This is a genomic window from Plantactinospora sp. B6F1, from assembly GCF_040120695.1.
Lineage (GTDB): Bacteria > Actinomycetota > Actinomycetes > Mycobacteriales > Micromonosporaceae > Plantactinospora.
In genome coordinates this window covers 77,764-97,798 of sequence record NZ_JBEEAC010000003.1, presented here as the reverse complement: position 1 = coordinate 97,798, position 20,035 = coordinate 77,764, and the positions used below count along the sequence as shown (strand labels likewise).

Annotated in this window: 15 protein-coding genes and 3 pseudogenes; 6 read left to right on the top strand and 12 right to left on the bottom strand. The window is 70.2% G+C overall.

Annotated features, from left to right (window positions below; genetic code table 11):
* Positions 1-41: 41 nt before the first annotated feature.
* The 4 genes and pseudogenes from ABNF97_RS06060 to ABNF97_RS06045 all read right to left on the bottom strand — a co-directional run bounded on the left by ABNF97_RS06060 (position 42) and on the right by ABNF97_RS06045 (position 4,972).
* The gene (locus tag ABNF97_RS06060) at positions 42-1,622 is read right to left on the bottom strand and encodes a uroporphyrinogen-III synthase (protein WP_130465144.1); all 1,581 of its coding nucleotides are present in this window, start codon (positions 1,620-1,622) and stop codon (positions 42-44) included.
* On the bottom strand, positions 1,619-2,584 hold the full coding sequence (gene hemC / locus ABNF97_RS06055) for a hydroxymethylbilane synthase (protein WP_130465145.1): 966 nt from the start codon (positions 2,582-2,584) through the stop codon (positions 1,619-1,621). Before hemC ends, ABNF97_RS06060 begins: the two co-directional genes overlap by 4 nt.
* 208 nt (positions 2,585-2,792) lie before the next feature.
* Positions 2,793-4,112: pseudogene (locus ABNF97_RS06050) on the bottom strand (glutamyl-tRNA reductase); the annotation flags it as partial.
* Positions 4,109-4,972 carry a redox-sensing transcriptional repressor Rex gene (locus ABNF97_RS06045; RefSeq protein WP_130465147.1) on the bottom strand — a complete coding sequence of 288 codons (864 nt, stop codon included), beginning with the start codon at positions 4,970-4,972 and terminating at the stop codon, positions 4,109-4,111. The gene ABNF97_RS06045 and the pseudogene ABNF97_RS06050, both read right to left, overlap by 4 nt.
* A gap of 447 nt (positions 4,973-5,419) precedes the next feature.
* Here ABNF97_RS06045 and ABNF97_RS06040 point away from each other — a divergent pair, with 447 nt between their 5' ends.
* Positions 5,420-6,730 (top strand): sensor histidine kinase, encoded by a 1,311-nt coding sequence (locus ABNF97_RS06040; protein WP_349337901.1) that lies wholly within the window; start codon positions 5,420-5,422, stop codon positions 6,728-6,730.
* Positions 6,731-6,834: 104 nt separating this feature from the next.
* A complete protein-coding gene (locus ABNF97_RS06035) occupies positions 6,835-7,500 on the top strand; it encodes a LuxR C-terminal-related transcriptional regulator (RefSeq protein ID WP_130465149.1) in 666 nt (221 codons plus the stop codon).
* A 22-nt stretch (positions 7,501-7,522) separates the two neighbouring features.
* Here the strand turns inward: ABNF97_RS06035 and ABNF97_RS06030 are convergent, their stop codons facing one another.
* The 4 genes from ABNF97_RS06030 to ABNF97_RS34115 all read right to left on the bottom strand — a co-directional run bounded on the left by ABNF97_RS06030 (position 7,523) and on the right by ABNF97_RS34115 (position 11,077).
* On the bottom strand, positions 7,523-8,164 hold the full coding sequence (locus ABNF97_RS06030; protein WP_130465150.1) for an HAD hydrolase-like protein: 642 nt from the start codon (positions 8,162-8,164) through the stop codon (positions 7,523-7,525).
* An 83-nt stretch (positions 8,165-8,247) separates the two neighbouring features.
* Entirely contained in the window at positions 8,248-8,502 is a 255-nt protein-coding gene (locus tag ABNF97_RS06025) for a glutaredoxin family protein (protein WP_130465151.1), read from the bottom strand.
* A gap of 127 nt (positions 8,503-8,629) precedes the next feature.
* Complete coding sequence (locus ABNF97_RS06020) at positions 8,630-10,699, bottom strand: amylo-alpha-1,6-glucosidase (RefSeq protein WP_349337900.1); 2,070 nt, start codon at positions 10,697-10,699, stop codon at positions 8,630-8,632.
* A 6-nt stretch (positions 10,700-10,705) separates the two neighbouring features.
* Complete coding sequence (locus ABNF97_RS34115) at positions 10,706-11,077, bottom strand: SCP2 sterol-binding domain-containing protein (protein WP_130465153.1); 372 nt, start codon at positions 11,075-11,077, stop codon at positions 10,706-10,708.
* Between the two features lie 534 nt (positions 11,078-11,611).
* Here ABNF97_RS34115 and ABNF97_RS06015 point away from each other — a divergent pair.
* From ABNF97_RS06015 to ABNF97_RS06000, 4 genes and pseudogenes are all read left to right on the top strand, one after another.
* A complete protein-coding gene (locus tag ABNF97_RS06015; RefSeq protein ID WP_349337899.1) occupies positions 11,612-13,081 on the top strand; it encodes an APC family permease in 1,470 nt (489 codons plus the stop codon).
* A 749-nt stretch (positions 13,082-13,830) separates the two neighbouring features.
* Positions 13,831-14,697 carry an ECF subfamily RNA polymerase sigma factor, BldN family gene (locus ABNF97_RS06010; RefSeq protein WP_349338051.1) on the top strand — a complete coding sequence of 289 codons (867 nt, stop codon included), beginning with the start codon at positions 13,831-13,833 and terminating at the stop codon, positions 14,695-14,697.
* A gap of 256 nt (positions 14,698-14,953) precedes the next feature.
* Positions 14,954-15,844 (top strand): annotated as a pseudogene (locus ABNF97_RS06005) (DUF5667 domain-containing protein); the annotation flags it as partial.
* A gap of 304 nt (positions 15,845-16,148) precedes the next feature.
* Positions 16,149-17,027, top strand: a complete 879-nt coding sequence (locus ABNF97_RS06000; protein ID WP_130465156.1) for an HAD-IB family hydrolase — start codon at positions 16,149-16,151, stop codon at positions 17,025-17,027.
* A 59-nt stretch (positions 17,028-17,086) separates the two neighbouring features.
* Here the strand turns inward: ABNF97_RS06000 and ABNF97_RS05995 are convergent, their stop codons facing one another.
* The 4 genes and pseudogenes from ABNF97_RS05995 to ABNF97_RS05980 form a co-directional block, all read right to left on the bottom strand.
* Positions 17,087-18,010, bottom strand: a complete 924-nt coding sequence (locus ABNF97_RS05995) for a 1-acyl-sn-glycerol-3-phosphate acyltransferase (protein WP_130465157.1) — start codon at positions 18,008-18,010, stop codon at positions 17,087-17,089.
* A gap of 137 nt (positions 18,011-18,147) precedes the next feature.
* A pseudogene (locus ABNF97_RS05990) lies at positions 18,148-19,215 on the bottom strand (NAD-dependent epimerase/dehydratase family protein); the annotation flags it as partial.
* Between the two features lie 119 nt (positions 19,216-19,334).
* Positions 19,335-19,436: a 30S ribosomal protein bS22 gene (locus ABNF97_RS05985; RefSeq protein ID WP_007465623.1), complete on the bottom strand. Its 102-nt coding sequence runs from the start codon at positions 19,434-19,436 to the stop codon at positions 19,335-19,337.
* Between the two features lie 229 nt (positions 19,437-19,665).
* Positions 19,666-19,878 (bottom strand): excisionase family DNA-binding protein, encoded by a 213-nt coding sequence (locus ABNF97_RS05980; protein WP_130465159.1) that lies wholly within the window; start codon positions 19,876-19,878, stop codon positions 19,666-19,668.
* Positions 19,879-20,035: the final 157 nt, after the last annotated feature.

Below are 20,035 nucleotides of genomic sequence, written 5' to 3'. Positions count from 1 at the left end.
CCGACCTCACATCCGATAGTGCTACACGAATCCGACAGAGGTTACCGGAACCGGAGCGCGGTCGGCCCCTGGACCTTCGAGCCCCGGCGCTGCTTGGCCGGCATCGCCGCCAGCTTCTCCCGCAGCTCCACCGCGTACGACGCGAGCGCCTCGACCAGCTCCGGCACCGAGGCGTGCGCCGGCTGCGCGTCCACCCGCAGGCCGAACTCGGTGGCGGTCTCCGCCGTCTTCGGGCCGATCACCGCGACCACCGTCCGGGCGTGCGGCTTGCCGGCGATCCCGACCAGGTTGCGCACGGTCGAGGAGGAGGTGAAGAGCACCGCGTCGAAGCCGCCGGACTTGATCGCGTCCCGGATCTCGGCCGGCGGCGGGGCCGCCCGCACCGTGCGGTAGGCGGTGACGTCGTCCACCTCCCAGCCGCGCTCGGTCAGCCCGGCCGCCAGGGTCTCGGTGGCGATGTCGGCGCGGGGCAGCAGCACCCGGCCGACCGGGTCGAGAATCTCGTCGTGCGGCGAGAACTCGGCGAGCAGCCCCTCCGAGGACTGCTCCCCGGACGGCATCAGCTCGGGCTGGATGCCGAAGGCCCGGACCGCGTCGGCGGTCGCGTCGCCGATACAGGCGATCTTGACGCCGCCGAAGTGCCGGGCGTCCAGGCCGTGCTCGGCGAACTTCTCCCAGACCGCCCGGACGGCGTTCACCGAGGTGAAGATCACCCAGGCGTACCTGCCGTCGACCAGGCCCTTTACCGCCCGCTCCATCTGGGCCGGGGTACGCGGCGGCTCGACCGCGATGGTCGGCACCTCGCACGGGATGGCGCCGTACTCGCGAAGCCGGGCGCTCATCACCCCGGCCTGCTCCTTGGTGCGCGGCACCAGCACCTTCCAGCCGTACAGCGGGCGGTTCTCCCACCAGCTCAGCTTGTCCCGGTGCGGGACACCGGCGCCCAGGGTGAGCACCACCCGGCCGGTGAAGCCGAGCGCGGCGGCGACGAAGCTGTCCACCGTCGAGGTGGTGGTGTACTGCGTCTCCCCGGTGCCGTCCCCGGTCACCGCGACCGCGGTGGAGCCGTCCACCCCGACCGCGAGCAGCCCGTCCCGGATCGCCGCCAGGTCACCGGCGTCCACCGCCAGCGCGAGCGAGCCACGGCCGACCGCCGCGGCGAGGGCCTCGAAGTCCATCGCGGTGACGTCGTCCACGTCGGCGGCGGTGCGTATCCCGGACAGCGGCACCCCGGCGTAGGTGGCCACCCCCTCGGCCTGGCCGACCCCCGGCACCACCTCGAAGTGCACGGCGGTACGCGCCACCGCCTGCACCTCCTTGACCACCGCGTCGTGCCCGAACGGGTCGCCGGCGACCAGGTGCACGGCGGTCAGCCCGGACCGGGCCGCCGACAGCAGCACCTTGGCCACGTCACCCGGGGCCCCCTCGGCCGGGGTGAACTGCGCGTCCTCCTTGGCCTCGGCCTTCACGGCCGTGAGCAGGGCCTCGGGCACGCTGCGGTCGTAGACCACCTGGTCGGCGTCGACCAGCGCGTCGTGCGCCCGGCGGGTCAGCAGGCCGGGGTCGCCGGGTCCGGCCCCGACGAACGCGATGCGGCCTGCGGGCTTACGGGTGCCGATCATTCTGTAGCTCCAAGATGCTTGGTCCTCGCGCCGGACTCCTTTGGCGCCCCGAGGATCGAGTCGGCGCCGAGGTCGAGGAGTTCGGCGGCGAGCGCCTTACCGATCTCCGCGGCCTCGGCGGGCGTACCGGTGCGGGACAGCCGGATGTCACGGGTGCCGTCCGGACTGATCACCGCCCCGCGCAGGTAGATCTCTTCACCATCGTCGCCCTCGGCGACTTCGGCGTACCCGGCGACCGGTGCACTGCACCCGGCCTCCAGGGTGGCCAGAAACGCCCGTTCCGCGGTGATCGCGGTCCGGGTCGGTGCGTGGTCGAGCAGGCCGAGTTGCTCGACCATTTCCGGGTCGTCCACCCGGCACTCCACCGCCAGCGCCCCCTGGGCGGGTGCCGGCAACATCAGCATCGGATCGAGGGTCTCACTGATCTCCTCCGCGCGGCCCAGCCGGGCCAGCCCGGCCCGGGCCAGCACCACCGCGTCGAGGTCCGCGGATGGGCCGCGTACCCGGCCCATCCGGGTGTCCACGTTGCCGCGGATCGGCACCACTGTGAGCGGAAGCCCGAGCGCGTGCAACTGGGCGATCCGGCGCAGCGCCCCGGTGCCGACCGTCGCGTCCGGCGGCAGTTCGGTGAGGGTACGGCCGTCCCGGGTGACCAGCGCGTCGCGCGGATCCTCCCGCGGAGGTACGGCCGCGACGTGCAGCCCGGTCTCGCCCGCCGTCGGCAGGTCCTTGTAGGAGTGGACCGCGAAGTCGATCTCCCTGGCGAGGAGGGCGTCGCGCAGCGCCGAGACGAAGACCCCGACGCCCAACCGCTGCACCGGGGCGGTGGAGCGGTCGCCGGCCGTGACGACCTCGACCAGCTCGACCGGCCGGCCGGTCGCCGCCGTCAGCGCCTCGGCGACCGTCCGGGACTGGGCGAGCGCGAGCGCACTTGCCCGGGTGCCGAGCCGTAGCGCGGTCATGCCGGCACCTCGATCCACCCGGTGCCACCGGTCCGGCCGGTGCCGACCCGAACCTCGGTCATCGTTCTCCTCCGGATTGTTGTCGGGGCACCGGGGCGCGCAGGGCCGGGCCGGCGCCGAGGTCTCGTTGAGCGCCGATCGTCGGCAGGTCGCCGAAGCCGGGCAGGCCGGCGAGACCGGTCAGCTGGTTGCCGGCCGGTACCCCGGCCAGTTCGGCGGCGGCCAGTTCCGGCACGGTGTCCGCCTGCGAGGTGACCGGCACCTCGAGGTCGAAGAGTTCCCGGAGCAGGGCGGCGTACTGGTCACCGCCTGGCTCGGCGGCGAGTTGCCGGACCCGTACCGTCGGCGAGTGCAGCAGCCGCTGCACCACCCGGTGAACCGTGCGGCTCACCTCGGCGCGCTGGTCGTCGGTGAGGTCCGGCCGGCGCTGGGCGAGCCGGCGCAGCTCGGCGGTGACCACCTCGTCGGCCCGGGCCCGCAGCGCGGCCACGGTCGGCGCGACGTCCGCACCGCGCAGCCAGGTGAGGAACGACTCGACCTCGGAGCCGACGATCCGGGTGACCGCCGCGGTGTCGGCGGCGGCCGGGCCGATCGGCTGGGAGGCGGCCAGCCCGTCGATGTCGATCACCATGGCGCCCGGCAGTTCGGCCACCGCCGGCTCGATGTCCCGGGGTACGGCGAGGTCGAGCAGGACGAGCGGGTCGGGCCGGTCGGCCGCCCGGCCGCGCAGCGCCCGGTCCACCGTCTCCCGGGTGAGGACCGGCTCGATCGACGCGGTGGCGGCGACTACTATGTCCACTGTGGAAAGGGCGTCCTCGAGTTCGGCGATCGGCACCGCCGTCGCGCCGTACGCCTCGGCCAGCCGGAGCGCCCGGTCGTGACCCCGGTTGCTGATCTTCACCGGGCCGGCGCCCAGCCGGGAGAGCGTGGCCACGGCCAGCGCGCCCATCGAGCCGGCCCCGACCACCAGCACCGGCCGGCCGGCCACGTCGCCGCCGAGGTGCGCGGCGGCCAGGTCGAGCGCGGCGCTGACCACGTTCTGTCCGGCCCGGTCGATGTCGGTCTCGGCGTGCGCCCGCTTCCCCACCCGGAGCGCCTGCTGCATCAGCTCGTGCAGCAGCCGACCGGGCGCCTCGGCCTCGCTCGCGGCATGGTAGGCGTCGCGGAGCTGGCCGAGGATCTGCGCCTCGCCGACGACCATCGAGTCCAGCCCGGCGGCGACCCGGAAGGCGTGCTCCACCGCCGCGCCGTCGTAGTGCACGTAGAGGTGGTTGGCCAGCTCGGCCGGGGCGGCCCCGGTGTGCCCGGCCAGGACCGCGCAGATGTCCCCCAGCCCGCCGTGGAAGCCGGTGACGGCGGCGTAGACCTCGACCCGGTTGCAGGTCGAGACGACGACCGCCTCGCCGACGTACGGCTGGGCGAGCAGCCGGGCGAGGATCTCCGGCAGCTCGGTACCGGCGACGGCCAGCCGCTCCAGGATGGCCACCGGCGCGGTGCGGTGCGACGCACCGACGACAAGCAGGTTCATGAGCTGACCGCCTCCGCGTTCGTCGACCGGAGTGTCCCGGCGGGCGTTGCCTCGGTGGTGCCGGTGGCGGCGAGCCCGCCGGGCAGGGCCGTCAGCCCCGCCGTGGCGGCACCGCCCAGGGCGGTGCCGTTCGTCGTACCCAGCGCGGCACCCGGTCCGGCGGTCGCCGGCAGCCCGGTGAACGCCGCCTTCCGGTGCTCGTGGAAGGAGAGGATCTGCAGCTCTATGGCGAGGTCGACCTTGCGGACGTCGACACCGTCCGGCACGACGAGCACGCACGGCGCGAAGTTGAGGATGCTGGTCACCCCGGCCGCGACCAGTTGGTCGGTGACGCTCTGCGCGGCGGTCGCCGGTGTGGCGATCACGCCGATCGCGATGCTCTCCTCGGCGGCCACCCGCGGCAGCTCGTCGATGTGTCGGACGACCAGTCCGTTGATCACCTCGCCGAGCCGGGCCGGGTCGGCGTCGAAGAGCGCCGCGATCCGGAACCCACGGCCGGCGAAGCCGGCGTACCCGGCGAGGGCGTGACCGAGATTACCCACCCCGACGAGGGCGACGGCCCGGCACTGGGTGAGCCCGAGCACGAGCTCGATCTGGTCGATCAACAGGGCGACGTCGTAGCCCACGCCCCGGGTGCCGTACGAGCCGAGCTGTGAGAGATCCTTGCGCAGCTTCGCCGAGTTGACCCCGGCCGCCGCCGCGAGCGCCTCACTGGAGACCGTGTCGTTGCCGGTTTCGGCGAGATTGTGCAGGGCACGGAGGTATTCCGGGAGCCGGGCGACCGTCGCCTCGGGGAGATCCGGAAGCGCCGGCACGGCACCGACGCGACCGGGCGTGTCTGCGGGGCGGTGCTGATTCATGCGACTCCGTGCCGTGCGATCTTCGACCAGCCGGACCGGCGGGTCGTTCCGGTGCACCCGCTGGCGGCCGCTGTGACCGGCTGTGCTAGCAGGGCTCGTCGGAGTAACAGAGTAGGCGCTTGTGAAGACACGCACAAATCGCGATCTTGATAGACCGCGATAACGCCTCACCTGGGCCTCCACTTACAAGATCAGTTTCTCGACCCACCGGGGCCGCCAGGGCGATTATTACCTAAGTCCGACTTATCTGACGAACCCGCCACTACCGCACCGGCCGATCATCCAGCACTTTTCGCCGATCGAGCAATCGCGATGTACCGCGGATTTCCCGGTCACCACCTGTCCTACGGTGACACGCGAATGTCGTTCCCGGTGGGGACAGCCCTACCGTGAAGAGGCCAGCCGATGGGATGGGGACCGACCGCGCCGATGCCTAGCGTCGAGAACATGACCACGACCACCGCCACCAGCGTGGCCGCCGGCGCCGAACCCGGCGCCGGCCGCAGCATGCTACGCCAACTCGCCATCGACTCCGGCTACGTGTTTCTCGGCCTCCCCCTCGCGCTGGCAAGCTTCGTCGTGCTCGTCACCGGGGTCGCGCTGAGCGCCGGACTCGCGGTGACGGTGACCGGGTTGCCGATCCTGGCCGGCACCCTCTACGCGGCCCGGGGCTTCGCCGACATCGAGCGGCTGCGGATGCCGGCCGTGCTGCGGCAACCCCGGGTACGTCCCAACTACCGCAGCGCCGAGCCCGGTGCCAGCACCTGGCGGCGGATCTTCGTACCCATCGCCGACGCCCAGTCCTGGCTCGACCTCGCACACGGCTGGGTACGACTGGTGGTGGCCCTCGCCACCTTCGTGATCACCGCGGTCTGGTGGGCCGGTGCGATCGGCGGCTCGCTCTACTGGGCGTACGACTGGGCTATCCCGCACAGCCCCGGCGACGAGCAGCTGCACCAGTTGCTCGGGCTGGGCGACACCGCTGCCGCCCGGATCGGGCTGAACACCGCGCTCGGGGTGTTCTTCCTGATCACCCTGCCGGTGGTGGTCCGGGGCTGTGCCCTGATGCAGGCCGGGCTGGGACGTGCGCTGCTCACCGGGGTGGCCGAGATGCGCAACCGGATCACCGTCCTGGAGGAGCAGAAGCGGGCCGCCGTCTCGGCCGAGGCCACCGCGCTGCGCCGACTGGAGCGGGACATCCACGACGGGCCGCAGCAGCGGCTGGTCCGGCTGGCCATGGACCTGAGCCGGGCGCAGCAGCAGCTCGACTCGGACCCGGAGGCGGCCCGGCAGACCCTCGGCGAGGCGCTGGCCCAGACCCGGGACACCCTCGCCGAACTGCGCGCACTGTCCCGGGGCATCGCCCCGCCGATCCTGGTCGACCGGGGCCTGCCCAGCGCCCTGGCGGCGCTCGCCGGCCGCGGGCTGATCCCGGTCGAACTCGCCGTCGACCCCCGGCTCGGCACCCCGGAGGGCCGGCCCGACCCGGCGATCGAGTCGACGGCGTACTTCGTGGTGGCCGAGGCGCTGACCAACGTCGCCAAGCACAGCCGGGCCACCGAGTGCTGGCTGACGGTGACCCGGGAGGAGCGGGCGCTGCGGATCGTGGTGATCGACGACGGTGAGGGCGGCGCCCACCTCTCCAAGGGGCACGGCCTGGCCGGGCTCGCCGACCGGGTCCGCGCCAACGACGGGACCCTGACCGTGCTCAGCCCGGTCGGCGGACCGACCGAGATCCGGGCCGAACTGCCGTGCTGAACCGCTCCGGCGCCCCGTACGGCCCCTCCCCGGTACCCGCCTCGGCCACGCCCGGCCGGCAGGAATGCCCGCCGGACGGGACGGGAGTGGTAGACAACTACCTCATGCGCGTAGTGATCGCCGATGACGCGGTACTCCTCCGGGAGGGCCTGATCCGCCTGCTGACCGAACACGGCCACGAGGTGGTGGCCGCGGTCGGCGACGGTACGGCGCTGGTCGAGGCCATCGTCACCCACCTTCCCGACGTCTCGATCGTCGACGTCCGGATGCCTCCCTCGCACACCGACGAGGGGCTGCGGGCGGCGGTGGAGGCCCGGCAGCGGGTACCCCGTACCCCCATCCTGGTCCTCTCCCAGTACGTCGAGGTGTCGTACGCCGACGACCTGCTCGCCACCGTCAAGCCCAGCGGCGGCGTCGGCGGGGGTGGGATCGGCTACCTGCTCAAGGACCGGGTGGCGGCGATCGACGAGTTCCTCGACGCGGTACGCCGGGTGGCCGGCGGCGGCACCGTGCTCGACCCGGAGGTGGTCGGCCAGCTACTCGTCCGGCGCCGCCGAGACGACCCGCTGCGGGAGCTGACCCCACGCGAACGGGAGGTCCTGGGCCTGATGGCCGAGGGCCGGTCGAACACCGCCATCGCCCGGACCCTGGTGGTCAGCGACGGCGCGGTGGAGAAGCACGTCCGGAACATCTTCACCAAGCTGCGCCTGCCGCCGGACGAGGAGCAGCACCGCCGGGTCCTGGCCGTCCTCGCCTACCTGCGCGGCTGACCCGACCCCGCCATGCTCACAGTCAGTCCAGCTTCGCGGCGAGCTCGACGGCCTCGGTGAGCGAGTCGGCCACCGGCCAGCCGGCGGCGCGCAGTCGGGCCGCATCGGTGAAGCCGCCGGTGTAGAGGACGCATCGGGCGCCCACCGAGTCGGCCGCCTCGGCGTCATCGATCGAGTCACCGATCAACACCGTCGAGGTCCCCTCGACGCCCGCCTCCGCCAGGTGCCAGGCCAGGTGGCGGGCCTTGCGCTCACCGCCGACGGTGCCGCGCAGCCCGTCGACCCGGCGGAACAGGGCGGTCAGCCCGTAGCGGTCGACCGCCGGCACCAGCTCGTCGTGGAACCACATGGACAGCAGCGACTGGGTACCGGTCCAGCTCCGGATCGCCTCGGTGGCGTCGGCGGCCAGGGCGCAACTGGCCAGCCCGACCCGGTACGCCTCGTGGAAGAGCCGGTCCAGCCGGCCGAACTCCTCCGCGTCCACGGCCCGGCCCAGCACCTCGGTGTAGTAGTCGGCGAGCGGCCGGCGGAACTGCGTACGGTGCTCCTCGGCGGTCACCTCGGGCCCGCCGGCACCGGCCAGCGCCACGTTGGTGGCCGCGACCACCAGGGTCAGGTCGTCGAGCAGGGTGCCGTTCCAGTCCCAGACGAGGTGCTCACGCATCCGAGCACGATACGCGGCCGCCCCGACCGGGCCCGCGCCTCCCGCCGACCGGGCCCGCGCCTCCCCCCGACCGAAGCGGGTGGTCAGGTGCGGGGGGCGGTCAGGTCCCGGAGCAGGCGCTCCTCCTCGACCCGCCAGTATCCGTGCTCGCGGCCGTCGAGCAGCACCACCGGCAGCCGGTCGCCGTACTCCCGCTCCAGTTCGAGATCGCCGGTGACGTCCAGCTCCGTCCAGCGGTCGCCGGTCACCGCCACCACCCGGTCGATCGCCTCCCTGGCAACCTCGCAGAGGTGGCAGCCGGGCCGGGTGATCAAGGTCAGCCGTGGCTCACTCGTCACGCGCGCCGCCCTCCCGCCGGATCACCGATCTGCGTACCCGGCCGATCGCGCAGAGGGGCCGGAACCCGACGAACTCTATCCTGCTCGGGCACCTGGACGGCCAGGGTGGCACACCTCCGAGGCCGCCTCACAGCGGAGAGGTCACTCGCACCGTTGCCGGTCGTACCTCCCGCTCGCCGTGGACGATATCCACTCGACCCCAGCGACCTGGAACCTCCAACAGTCCGAGCTGGGTGAAACCGGCCGGAAGGAATGGGTCACAGGCAAGCGTGTCGCCTTTCGGCTCCATGCCCAGGAGGGCTCGCACGAGCAGCAGCGGGGTTCCTGTGGACCAGGCCTGTGGACTGCAGGCCGTCGGATACAGGACGGGATAGTCCGTCAGGTCGCGATCGTAGCCGGCGATCGCCTCGGGTAGCCGGCCTCCGAAATACTGACTGGCATCGAATATGGCGCTTGCGATACGTGCCACCTCCTTCCTGAAACCGTAACGCCAAAGCCCCCAGGCAATAATCGAGTTGTCGAACGGCCACACAGTTCCGACGTGATAGCCGACGGGGTTGTATCTACCTTCCGTCGTTGCAAGAGTTCGAACGCCCCAGCCGGAGAATAGACGCGGCCCGAGGAGATGGTCAGCCACCCTCCCGGCGCGCTCCGGTGGGACGATCCCGCTCCACAGCAGATGACCCATGTTCGAGGTGAGCGCGTCCACGGATTTGCCTTCCGGGTCGAGCCCGAGGGCGTAGAACTGTCCATCTTCGACCCAGAAGTCACGATTGAACCGCTGTTTGAGTTCCTCGGCCTCCCGTTCCAGGCGATCGGCGTATTCGGGATCGTTCCAGAACTGCCTGGCCAGCCGGGCGCCTCGGATCTTGGCGTCATACGCGTACCCCTGTAGTTCGCACGTGGCGCGAGGTAGGGGAGCCAGGCGGCCATCCTTGTATGAGATGGAATCCGGGGAGTCCTTCCAGCACTGATTCTCCAGTCCCGTTTCCAGGTTGCGTCTCTGGTACCAGATGTAGCCGTTCCCCACCAGGTCGCCGTAATTGTCGATCCAACCTAGGGCGGCACGCGCTACCGACTCCAGCCGACGAACAAGATCTGCGTCACCACTCCATCGCTCGTATTCATCAAGCAGCACGACGTAGAGCGGCGTTGCATCCGCCGTACCATAGTACGGTGTGTGCGGCTGTTCTTCGAAGGCGGCGGTCTCCCCGTACCGGAACTCGTGTGCGATCTTTCCAGGCTCCTCGTCGCGGAAATCGTCCCAATGGTGCGCCTGCATGGCCGCCAGTTCGAGCAATGTCTCCGCAGCGAGCGCGGGAACGAAGGGCAGCACCTGAAGGCTCGTGAAGATGGTGTCGCGCCCGAAGACGGTCATGAACCATGGCAACCCGGCGGCCGGCAGAGTACTCCCGCCTGAAATCAATGGCGAAAAGCGGAGGGCCGCCAGGTCGATCAGACTTCGCTTGTATGTTCTCGTCAGAACCTCGTTGTCCGATATGAGACGGGGAGTTTCTTCAAGCCACGCATCCACCTCATCGCGGGTCAGAGTCTTGACGCCTGGGCGGGTACTCTGCAGACTCGTTCGAATCTCTCGCCCGTCCGAACCCAGGGCACGCACCCGGAACCGCGTACTCCAGCGACCGTGACCATCAACGTGAACTGTAAACGTGAAGCCGCGCTCGTCGATGTCGCAGCGTTCAGAACTCGAAATAATCGTTTCGCGCCTGAAGGTCTCTCTCTGATAGATGAATCGAAGGGCACCCTCTTCGACACGAACACGAACCCTACCCTTCCCTCCTTGCGACCCCTTGACCCCGAAGAGATCTGCAAAATCGGCCCCGGCGTCGACACGCAGAGTTAGGTCGATCGGCGACCGGCTGTGGTTCAGGACTGTTATCGACTCGTCGAACCCGCCACTCAAGATGCGTTCACGTATGATTGATGTCTTTGCATCGACGTACTCTCCAGCTCCGCCCGTGACGAGGAAGAAGCGGACGTCGAAGTATCGGACGTCGTCCACCGATAGCGGTTGGGGACTTTCGCCGTCGAGCGTCAGTCGCCATGTCGACAGGAAGCGAGTGTCGAAGGAGAAGAAGCCAGTTGGAAAGGTGGGCGACGCCTCGATATCTCCACGGGTGTCACTGAGGACAAACGTGTTGCCGTCCAGGATCCGTATCATTGCTTCGCCCGGCATGCGCTATCACCTTCTTTTGGTCATCTTGGCTGGCAGTGTCTCGTGACTGCGAGGCGGGTCGGGAAAGATCCGTTGCAGATAATCAAGCAATGTAGGGTTACCCTGGATTGTGAACTCGTTACGCAGCCACCGAGCGTCGGCATTTGCCTCGCCTCTGACGATCTGGTCAAGAAGTTCGTGCCCGATGCGAATGATGCAGTCAGCGCTTCGCTCCTCGCGCCTCACCACCACGTCACCACTTGTTATTGATATGAACCAGATCTCGGTTCTGGACTCGTAAAGAACGTCGAAGCGCATTGTGCCGGTAACGTCGGCGAGCAACGGCTCGTGTCCCTGAGATTCGAGCCGCCTGAAAAATTCCACACAAGCGTCTGACATTCGATCCGACCCTCCATGTCCACCGATTCTGAGTCAGTGTCCGCCTGCCCTCGACCCTCCGGACGGAGCGACATGCTCCTGGACTGCCTCCCCAGCGTCGTCTACGTGTGCCGCAGCCGCGGAGGAGCGTTCATCATCTGGCCGTCCAACTCGGCGACTACCCGGGCGAGGCGCGGCAAAACGTCCACGAAATGCCGCTCTACCTGCTGTGATCAGATCTTCATGAGGAAGGCGCTTAGCGGTGATAGAAACAGGTGACACGATGGCCTCACCCGCCCACGCGCCGGATTTGGCCTGTGCGGGACTCCTGCCGGCGAGCCAGCCGGGCGATGCGGCAGCTCAGGCGGGCGGCGCCCGTGCTCCCCAGCCCTGGTGGCAGCCGAACGAGAGCAGGCGGTCGTCCCGTTGACCACGGAGCCATCAGCAGTCACGCTGAAACCACAGACCATATTCCGCTGTTGGTGCCTCACCACCTCGTTCCTGCTGCAAAGATCTCTCCAGTGAGAGGCTTCAGGTAGGAGCGGGGGTCGTTGGATGCGGATCAAGCCGATCGAGGATTTGCTTGGGGAGGGGACGGAGAGCGGCGCCGACGGCGGTCATAAACTGCGGCGTAGGTTGGGAGCCCTCGATCTGGTCGGCTTTGGTGTGGGGATCGTCGTCGGCACCGGCCTCTTCACCCTGACGGGGATTGCAGCGCAGGTTGCGGGACCGGCGGTTGTCATCTCGTTCGCGATTGCCGGCGTGGTGACCATCCTCGCCGCCCTTTGCTATGCCGAACTCGCGTCCAGCGTGCCTGTTGCGGGGAGTGCATACACCTATGCATATGCCACCGCAGGCGAAACGATCGCGTGGATTATCGGATGGGTTCTTGTGTTGGAGTTCGCCTTGGGAGCGGCCGTCGTCTCTCGCGGTTGGTCCGGCTATCTCACCGAACTTCTCAACTTGCCCGGCTCCTGGTTCGGCGATGAGAGCAAGCACAACATTGGAGCCGCGGCGATCGCGCTCCTAATGGGTGTGATCGCCATGATTGGTATCCGGCCGTCCGCACGCGTTACGAAGACGTTGGTTGTGATCAAGGTTGCCATCTGCCTGTTGGTAATCGTCGTTGGCGCCCTTTATGTCAGGGTGGCCAATCTCACCCCCTTTGTTCCGTCACCTCGCGCGCCCGAGGGCCAGGAAATGGGTAAGCCGCTGTTTCAGCTGATCTTGGGGGTTCAGCCGGTCTCTTTTGGCGTCGTGGGTATTCTTACCGCAACCGCCCTCGTATTCTTCGCATACCTCGGATTCGAATCCGTCGCCAGTCTGGCCGAGGAGACCCGCAACCCCTCACGCACGCTGTCGCTGGGACTCGTCGGAACCATCGTCATAGCGATGGTCCTCTATGTTGGGGTTTCCTTCGTCACTGTCGGCATGGTCAACTACAGCAAAGTCGACTCCGATGCGCCGATCGCCGCCGCCTTTTCTGCTGTCGGAGCGTCGTGGATGGCCGTAACTGTCTCCATTGCTGTTATCGCCGCCCTGACGGGGGTCATTCTGGCGTCCCTCGTGGCGGTGAGTCGGGTTGTATTCACGATGGCTCGTGACGGATTACTGCCCGCTCGGATGGGCGCCGTTCATCCACGCTGGCGCACCCCCTATATCGCTACCGGGTTGATCGCAGTCGGTGTAGCTGTACTCGCGGGAATTCTTCCGCTCGCCGAACTCGCTGATCTTGTCAACCTGGGCGCGTTGCTGGCGTTTCTCATAACAGCAGTTGCCGTCGTCGTGCTGCGGCGAACCTCACCCGACCTCCGACGGCCATTCCGGGTGCCGCTCTCGCCGGTCATACCGGTGGCGTCCGCGCTGACGAGCTTTGCCCTGATGACGACCCTTACGGTCGACACCTGGCTGCGGCTGTTGGGGTGGCTGATCGTTGGCGTGGCGATCTACCTGGCCTACGGGCGCCGGCACAGCCGATTGGCCCCAGCTCCCGGTCGAGACAGAGAAACAGGCCGGGAGTCGTGACCGCAGGACGACCGTCGGCCGGCCCGGCGATCCGGCGGCGCAGCGCGGCGGTGAACCGGTCCATCCTGTACGGTCGCCGAGCCTGACCCGGTGCCGGGGCGGACGTTCTCTCGGCGTGGAACTTCCCTCGACTTCTCCGGATACCCGAGGTACGGTCCAGCAGGCCGTAACGGGGTTCGGATATCGACGCCCCCGGCAGGACGGGCGACCTCGATGACCACCGTGGACGGCTTCTAACACGCTCGCGGCGGCACGCCCAAGGCCGGTCACGCACTGGCGTGTCTGCACGTTTCCCCTGTTCAGAGCCCTTGCCACCGTACTGTCAGGCATCTGACAACGCACAAGCTGTGCGCCCCGTTCGGGTGGCTTTCGAAAATACTTTGGCTCTGTGTAACGGACTTGCCGCACATGGGTGACGTTGGCCCTATCATCACTCGGGTCGGCTCACCCCTTTTGCCGTGAGTCGACACCCCTCAGCCCGAGGAGGCCGCCGTGCCTGTGAGAGCACTGCACCAGCAGCTGTGGGGCGTGTGCCGTCGTACGGCGCACCCCGGAACCGCCGTGCCGGATAGCGCCGACCCCGGCGCGGGCACGGCCCTCATCGCGGCCGGATCCCGGCAACCGGTCCCGCGGCCTCGGTCGGCCGGGGAGGTCCAGTGAGCACTTACGGATACACCGGCGGGGCACCCCGGAACACCCGCTTGGCGCTCACCGAGGGCCTCGACCGGCTCCGGGTGTCCATGGACGACATGCTGAGCCTTGCGGTACGCGGCGACGGCGGTTCGAAGCGGATCCGGAACCGTCCACATCCGAACGAAGCACCACCCCGGCACAACGCCCCGGGCGGGAACGCCCGACCGGTGGGCGGCCGGGTGGCCAGTCCGGCCCGGCCGGCCATGCCCGCCCAGCCGGGCGCCACGACACCGCCGGTCCGCCCCGACGTGTCGAACACCGAGACCACGGTGCTGCCGGTGGTGCCGGCGACCGAGAAGTCCAGCGGTTCGGGCGGCACCTCGCCGACCGGTTATCCGGCCCGGCCCGACCCGTCGGATCCGGCCCGGGAGGTCTGGGCACTGATCGAGCGGGCCCAGGCCGGCGAGCCCGAGGCATTCGGCCTGATCTACGACCGGTACGTCGACACCGTCTTCCGGTTCGTCTACTTCCGGGTCGGCAACCGGCAGCTCGCCGAGGACCTCACCTCGGACACCTTTCTGCGCGCACTCAAGCGGATCGGCAGCTTCACCTGGCAGGGGCGCGACCTGGGCGCCTGGCTGGTGACGATCGCCCGGAACCTGGTGGCGGACCATTTCAAGTCCGGCCGCTACCGCCTGGAAGTTACTACGGGTGACGTTTTAGATGCGGACCGCGAAGATCGCGGCCCGGAGGGGAGCCCCGAGGCGGCCGTCGTCGAGCACATCACCAATGTCGCCCTGCTGACCGCCGTCAAGAAGCTCAACCCCGAGCAGCAGGAGTGCATCGTCCTGCGGTTCCTACAGGGTTTCTCGGTGGCGGAGACCGCCCAGGCGATGGGCAAGAACGAGGGCGCGATCAAGGCTCTCCAGTACCGCGCGGTACGGGCCCTGGCCCGGTTGCTGCCGGACGGGTTCCAACCGTGAAGCGCTCCCACGGCCATCGTCTACACTCCGTGACCTCGCTCACTCTTCGTAGTATTTCCCGCCGCCGGGCCGTAACCGGTGGACCCCACCGACCGTTTGTCCGGGTGCGACCGGTGGTTGGCCTGACATCCCTCCGACCGGTCGGTCGGACAACCGATCCGGCCTCGGGCACCGTGGCCTGGTCCTGAAGTCAGCCACCGTCGTACCCCGGACGGCGGGACGACGCCGACCGCAGCATCGCGACCAGCGAAGGGAGGTGTCGGCGGTGAGTTGGAAGACTTTCTACCGCCAACGCGCCGAGCGCTTCGCGCAGCTGCTCGACGAGGCCAACGGAGGCCGTCGCCACCACGTCCGGTCCCGGCTCGACGACGACCTGGCGCAGCCCCTGGCCGTCGGCGAACGACTCCGGAACGTCCGGTCCACCGTCGAGGTGGACCCCGACTTCCGGGCCGGCCTGCGGGCCATGCTCGTCGCCACCGCCGAACGGGAGGGAATCGGCGCGACCGCCACCGACGACGCCATCGTCGACGGCGGTGGTCAACCCGCCACCCGCCGGACCGGTCAGCCCGCCTTCCGGGGCCCACGCACCCGGGCCCGGGCCCGCGGCGCCATCGTCATCGGGGTCGCGGTCGGCGCGATCGCGGTCTCCGGGATGTCCGCCGCCAGCGAGAACGCCGTACCCGGCGACGCGCTGTACGGCATGAAGCGGCACACCGAACGCGCCCAGCTCGCCCTGGCCAGCTCCGACCTGAGTCGCGGGCAGCTCTACCTCGACTTCGCGCGTACCCGGCTCGCCGAGGCGGTCGCGGTCGGCGGGCAGAATCTCGGCTTCTCCGCCGTCCTGGAAGACATGGACGCCGACACCCGACAGGGCATCAAACTGCTGACCGGCGCGGCCGTGCAACGCCAGGACCCCGCTGCGCTCGACGCAGTGGACAGTTTCCTGCGCCAGCAACGCCCGGAGGTCGTCCGCCTCTTCGAGGACACCACCCGGGCCACCCGCAGCCGAGCCAACGAATCGCTGGTGCTTCTCGACAAGGCGCAGACCCGGTCCGAAAGCCTGCGGGCCGCGCTCGCCTGCGGAGTCGGCGCGATCGGCCGAGCGGACTCGATCGGACCGCTGCCCCGGTCCTGCCCGGTCAACCGCAGCCCGGACCGTACGCCACCGGACTCGCCGCCCAACGCGACCGAGGGAGACGGCGGTAGCCGTAGCCCGGAGGACGCGCCGCGGGCGCCGGGCCGCTCGTCGGCACCCACGGCCCCCGGCCCGACGCCCAGCCAGGAGCAGCCACCAGCGGTACGCGACCACCCCAGCACCGAACCCGCGCACCGGGTCGGCGGCTGACCGTCCCCCGCACCCGCCCGACCGGGCAACGGCGGTCCCGGACTCCCGGTGCACCCCGGCCGATCCGGCTACCCTCGCTGTGTACCCGTAGCGAGGAGGTTCCCGCGTGGCTCGGGCCCGCAAGGTGACGGTCAGCACCGACCACCACGGTCACACCGCCGGCTGGGCCGACGCCGGACCGGACGCCCCACCGGCGGACCCTGCCCGGACCGATCCCGGCGCCGCCGCCTTCTTCGACGTGGACAACACGGTGATGCAGGGCGCCTCCATCTACTGGTTCGCCCGCGGCCTGGCGGCCCGCAACTATCTCACCACCGGAGACCTCGCCCGGTTCGCCTGGCAGCAGCTCCGGTTCCGGGTACTCGCCGTCGAACACCCCGGCAGCATGTCCCGGGTCAAGGAGGCGGCGCTGGCCTTCGTCGCCGGCTGGCGCGTCGAGGACGTCGAGCGGCTCACCGAGGAGATCTTCGACGAGCTGATGGCTCCGCGGATCTGGGCCGGCACCCGGGCCCTGGCCCAGCAGCACCTGGACGCCGGCCAGCGGGTCTGGCTGGTCACCGCCGCCCCGGTGGAGATCGGCCGGATCATCGCGGCCCGGCTCGGCCTGACCGGCGCGCTCGGCACCGTCGCCGAGATCCGCGACGGGGCGTACACCGGGCGGTTGGTCGGCGACCTGCTGCACGGGCCGGCCAAGGCGGACGCGGTGGTCCAGCTCGCCTCGGTGGAGGGGCTGGACCTGGCGCGGTGCGCCGCGTACAGCGACTCCGCCAACGACCTGCCGATGCTCTCCACCGTCGGCCGGGCGGTGGCGGTCAACCCGGACGGCACGCTACTGCGGCACGCCCGGGACCGCGGCTGGGCTGTACACGACTTCCGGACCGGGCGGAAGGCGGCCCGGATCGCCGTACCCTCGACCGTCGCCGCCGGCCTGGTGGCCGGCGCGGTGACGGCGGGGCTGGCGATGCGTCGCCGGCTGACCCGCTGACCGCCTCCGCTTCGGCCCGAGGGCTGACCCTTGTGACCGCCTCCGGCCCGCGGGCCGGCTCAGGGGCCGAACGGGTCGGGGCGCTTCTCCAGCAACCGGTGCAGGGTCTGCTGGATGGTCTCCCGGACCTGGTCGGCGAGGTTGAATACGACCAGCGGATCGTCGGCGGAGTCGACCAGGTGGTCGGTCGAGATCGGCGGGCAGAACTCGATCAGCCACTTGCTGGGCAGCGGCACCGCGCCGAGCGGACCGAGCCACGGGAAGGTCGGCGTCACCGGAAAGTACGGCAGCTTGAGCAGCCGGGCCAGCGGCTTGATGTCGGCGAGCATCGGGTACGTCTCCTCGGCACCGACGATCGCCACCGGGATGATCGGGGTGCCGGTACGGAGTGCGGCGGAGACGAAGCCGCCCCGACCGAACCGTTGCAGCTTGTAGCGGTCCGCGTAGAGCTTGCCGATGCCCTTGAAGCCCTCGGGGAAGACGCCGACCAGCTCACCCCGGCCGAGCAGCCGCTCCGCGTCCGAGTTGCACGCCACCGTGCCGCCGGTCTTGCGGACCAGCTCGGAGACGACCGGCATCCGGAACACCAGGTCGGCGCCGAGCAGCCGCAGGTAGCGCTGCTTCGGGTGCTGGTCGTGCAGCACGGCCGCCAGCACCAGCGCGTCCAGCGCGACGGTACCGGAGTGGTTACCCACCACCAGGCCGGCACCGTCGACCGGCAGGTGGTGCACCCCGTAGACCTCGGTACGGAACCAGTCGCGGTAGAGCCGGCGTAGCACCGGATGGAAGACCTGGTCGGTCAGCTCGGGATCGAAACCGAACTCGTCGACCTCGTACTGCCCACCGAGTCGCCGGCGCAGAAAGGCCAGCCCGGCGGCGACCCGCCGGTCCCAGACATCTCCCGGCCGGTCCGGCACCGCCCTCCCTGCCGGTCCGGGCCGGTGCCCGTTGTGCCGCTCCGGCGCACCGCCGTCGCCGGTCATCGTCCGCCCCGCTCCATCGGCGCACCGCCGTCGCCGGTCATCGACCGCCCCGCTCCATTTGCCCGCCGCCGCCGGGCCTCGTCCGACTCCGCTGCGGGCCCCGGACCGGCGCCCTCGACCGCGCCGAACTGGTTGATCCGGTCCCGGACCGTGGCCCGGGTCTGCCGGATGCCGTCCAGGATCACCTGCTCGGCCCGGCGAAGCTGCTCCGGCCCGAGCACCCTCCCGTCACGGCGGCTCGCGATGAACTCGTCGAAGGCGGCGGCGGTGGAGCGCGGGGTGAAGCCGTACTCGGTGGTCAGTCTGGTCGTGTCGACCACCCGGCCGTGCACGAACAGGTCGACCTGGTCGAGGCCGTAGCGGGCGAAGCCCAGCACCCGGGCCAGCCCGGCCGCGCCGGATAGCCCCGGCTCCACCACCGGCAGGGCGACCCGGCCGGCCCGGCGGATCGCCTGGGAAAGCGTCAACACTCCCGGCCCGGCGACGTTGTAGGTCCCGGGATGCTCCTCCACCACCGACCGATGCAGCACCTCCAGCACGTCGTCGAAGTGCACGAACTGGAGCCGGGGGTCGCGGCCGAGCACGGTCGGGACCACGGGCTGGGCGAAATATCGGGTCAGCGTGGTGTTCGCCATCGAGCCGATGAACGGCGCGAAGCGCAGCACGGTGGCGGTGACGTCGGGACGGCGACGCCGGAAGCTGCGGACGTACCCCTCGATGTCCAGAATGTCCCGGGCGAAGCCGCCGCGCGGCACCGCCCGGGGCTCGGTGTCCTCGGTGAAGACGGCCGGGTCCCGGAACGACGCCCCGTAGGCGGCGGTCGACGACCGGACGACCAGCTTGCGCAGCCGGGGCGCCCGTTGGACGGCGGCGAGCAGCTGCATCGTGCCGATGACGTTCTGCTCCTTCATCGCCGCCCGGCCGCCCTGCTGCGGGTCGGCGGCGGTGACCAACGCCAGGTGCACGACCGCGTCGGCGCCGAGTTCCTCGACGATGGTGCTCGCCTCGCCGGCGTCGGCCCGGACCCGCTCGACGCCGTCGAGCAGGCCGGCGATTTCGGCCGCTGGTTCGTGCACGTCGAGACCGACGACCCGGGTGATCCGGTCGTCGGCGACGAGCCGCGCCGCGACGTGCGCACCGAGGAACCGGCTGACTCCGGTCACCACGACGACCCCCGGCGCACCGGGGGTGCTACCGGGGGTCACCTCGCGCTCCGCACGGGACGATCCGGGCCGGGCCCGGATCGCCTCGACGTCGTCACGTGGGCCTCCGAAGGTCGACAGCTGACCGGCTCACCGCCGGCCGGGCAGGCGCCCGGCCGGGGTCACTTGCCGAGACGGCGACGCTGGACGCGGGTCTTGCGCAGCAGCTTGCGGTGCTTCTTCTTGGCCATGCGCTTGCGGCGCTTCTTGACCACCGAGCCCATACGACAGCCCTTCTGATGCGACGTGCTGATCGGACCGGCTCCGCCCGAAGGCGCTGCCGGCTACCGAGCTGGACAACGGACCGGGCCGGCACGACGGGCTCACACCCATAGCGGCACGTGGCCACGGTCGCGGTCCAGACTAGCCCTCGGCCGTCAGCCGGACCAAAGCGCCCCCACGGTGAACCGCCCCGGGACGCTCCGGAACCGTCGCGACATCGCGGTTGCGCCGTCAGGCGGTCTCCTGAAAGGCACCCCGCAGGTAGTCGTGCACGGCATGCTCCGGCACCCGGAACGACCGGCCGACCCGCACCGCGGTCAGCTCGCCGGAGTGCACCAGCCGGTAGACCGTCATCTTCGAGACCCGCATCAGCATCGCCACCTCGGCGACGGTCAAGAACCTGACCTCCGGCATCCGGCTGTCCGGCTGTGGTGATCCTGCCATGGCTCACCAACCCATCCCAATCCCCGGCGCGTGCCGCCCGGCGGGATGCTTCCGCGCCGCAGCTACGCGCGTGTTACCAGTACGGTAGCGGGGCGGCTGTGACCGGCGCGATCCCTTCGGACAATTGATCATCCCTGGCGCCACGGTCGACGGATGG

Bases quoted from the DNA above. Each gene is read 5' to 3' on its own strand.
- ABNF97_RS06060 (WP_130465144.1), bottom strand. From the start codon at position 1,622: ATGATCGGCACCCGTAAGCCCGCAGGCCGCATCGCGTTCGTCGGGGCC.
- hemC (WP_130465145.1), bottom strand. From the start codon at position 2,584: ATGACCGCGCTACGGCTCGGCACCCGGGCAAGTGCGCTCGCGCTCGCC.
- ABNF97_RS06045 (WP_130465147.1), bottom strand. From the start codon at position 4,972: ATGAATCAGCACCGCCCCGCAGACACGCCCGGTCGCGTCGGTGCCGTG.
- ABNF97_RS06040 (WP_349337901.1), top strand. From the start codon at position 5,420: ATGACCACGACCACCGCCACCAGCGTGGCCGCCGGCGCCGAACCCGGC.
- ABNF97_RS06035 (WP_130465149.1), top strand. From the start codon at position 6,835: ATGCGCGTAGTGATCGCCGATGACGCGGTACTCCTCCGGGAGGGCCTG.
- ABNF97_RS06030 (WP_130465150.1), bottom strand. From the start codon at position 8,164: ATGCGTGAGCACCTCGTCTGGGACTGGAACGGCACCCTGCTCGACGAC.
- ABNF97_RS06020 (WP_349337900.1), bottom strand. From the start codon at position 10,699: ATGCCGGGCGAAGCAATGATACGGATCCTGGACGGCAACACGTTTGTC.
- ABNF97_RS34115 (WP_130465153.1), bottom strand. From the start codon at position 11,077: ATGTCAGACGCTTGTGTGGAATTTTTCAGGCGGCTCGAATCTCAGGGA.
- ABNF97_RS06015 (WP_349337899.1), top strand. From the start codon at position 11,612: ATGCGGATCAAGCCGATCGAGGATTTGCTTGGGGAGGGGACGGAGAGC.
- ABNF97_RS06010 (WP_349338051.1), top strand. From the start codon at position 13,831: ATGCTGAGCCTTGCGGTACGCGGCGACGGCGGTTCGAAGCGGATCCGG.
- ABNF97_RS05995 (WP_130465157.1), bottom strand. From the start codon at position 18,010: ATGACCGGCGACGGCGGTGCGCCGGAGCGGCACAACGGGCACCGGCCC.
- ABNF97_RS05985 (WP_007465623.1), bottom strand. From the start codon at position 19,436: ATGGGCTCGGTGGTCAAGAAGCGCCGCAAGCGCATGGCCAAGAAGAAG.
- ABNF97_RS05980 (WP_130465159.1), bottom strand. From the start codon at position 19,878: ATGGCAGGATCACCACAGCCGGACAGCCGGATGCCGGAGGTCAGGTTC.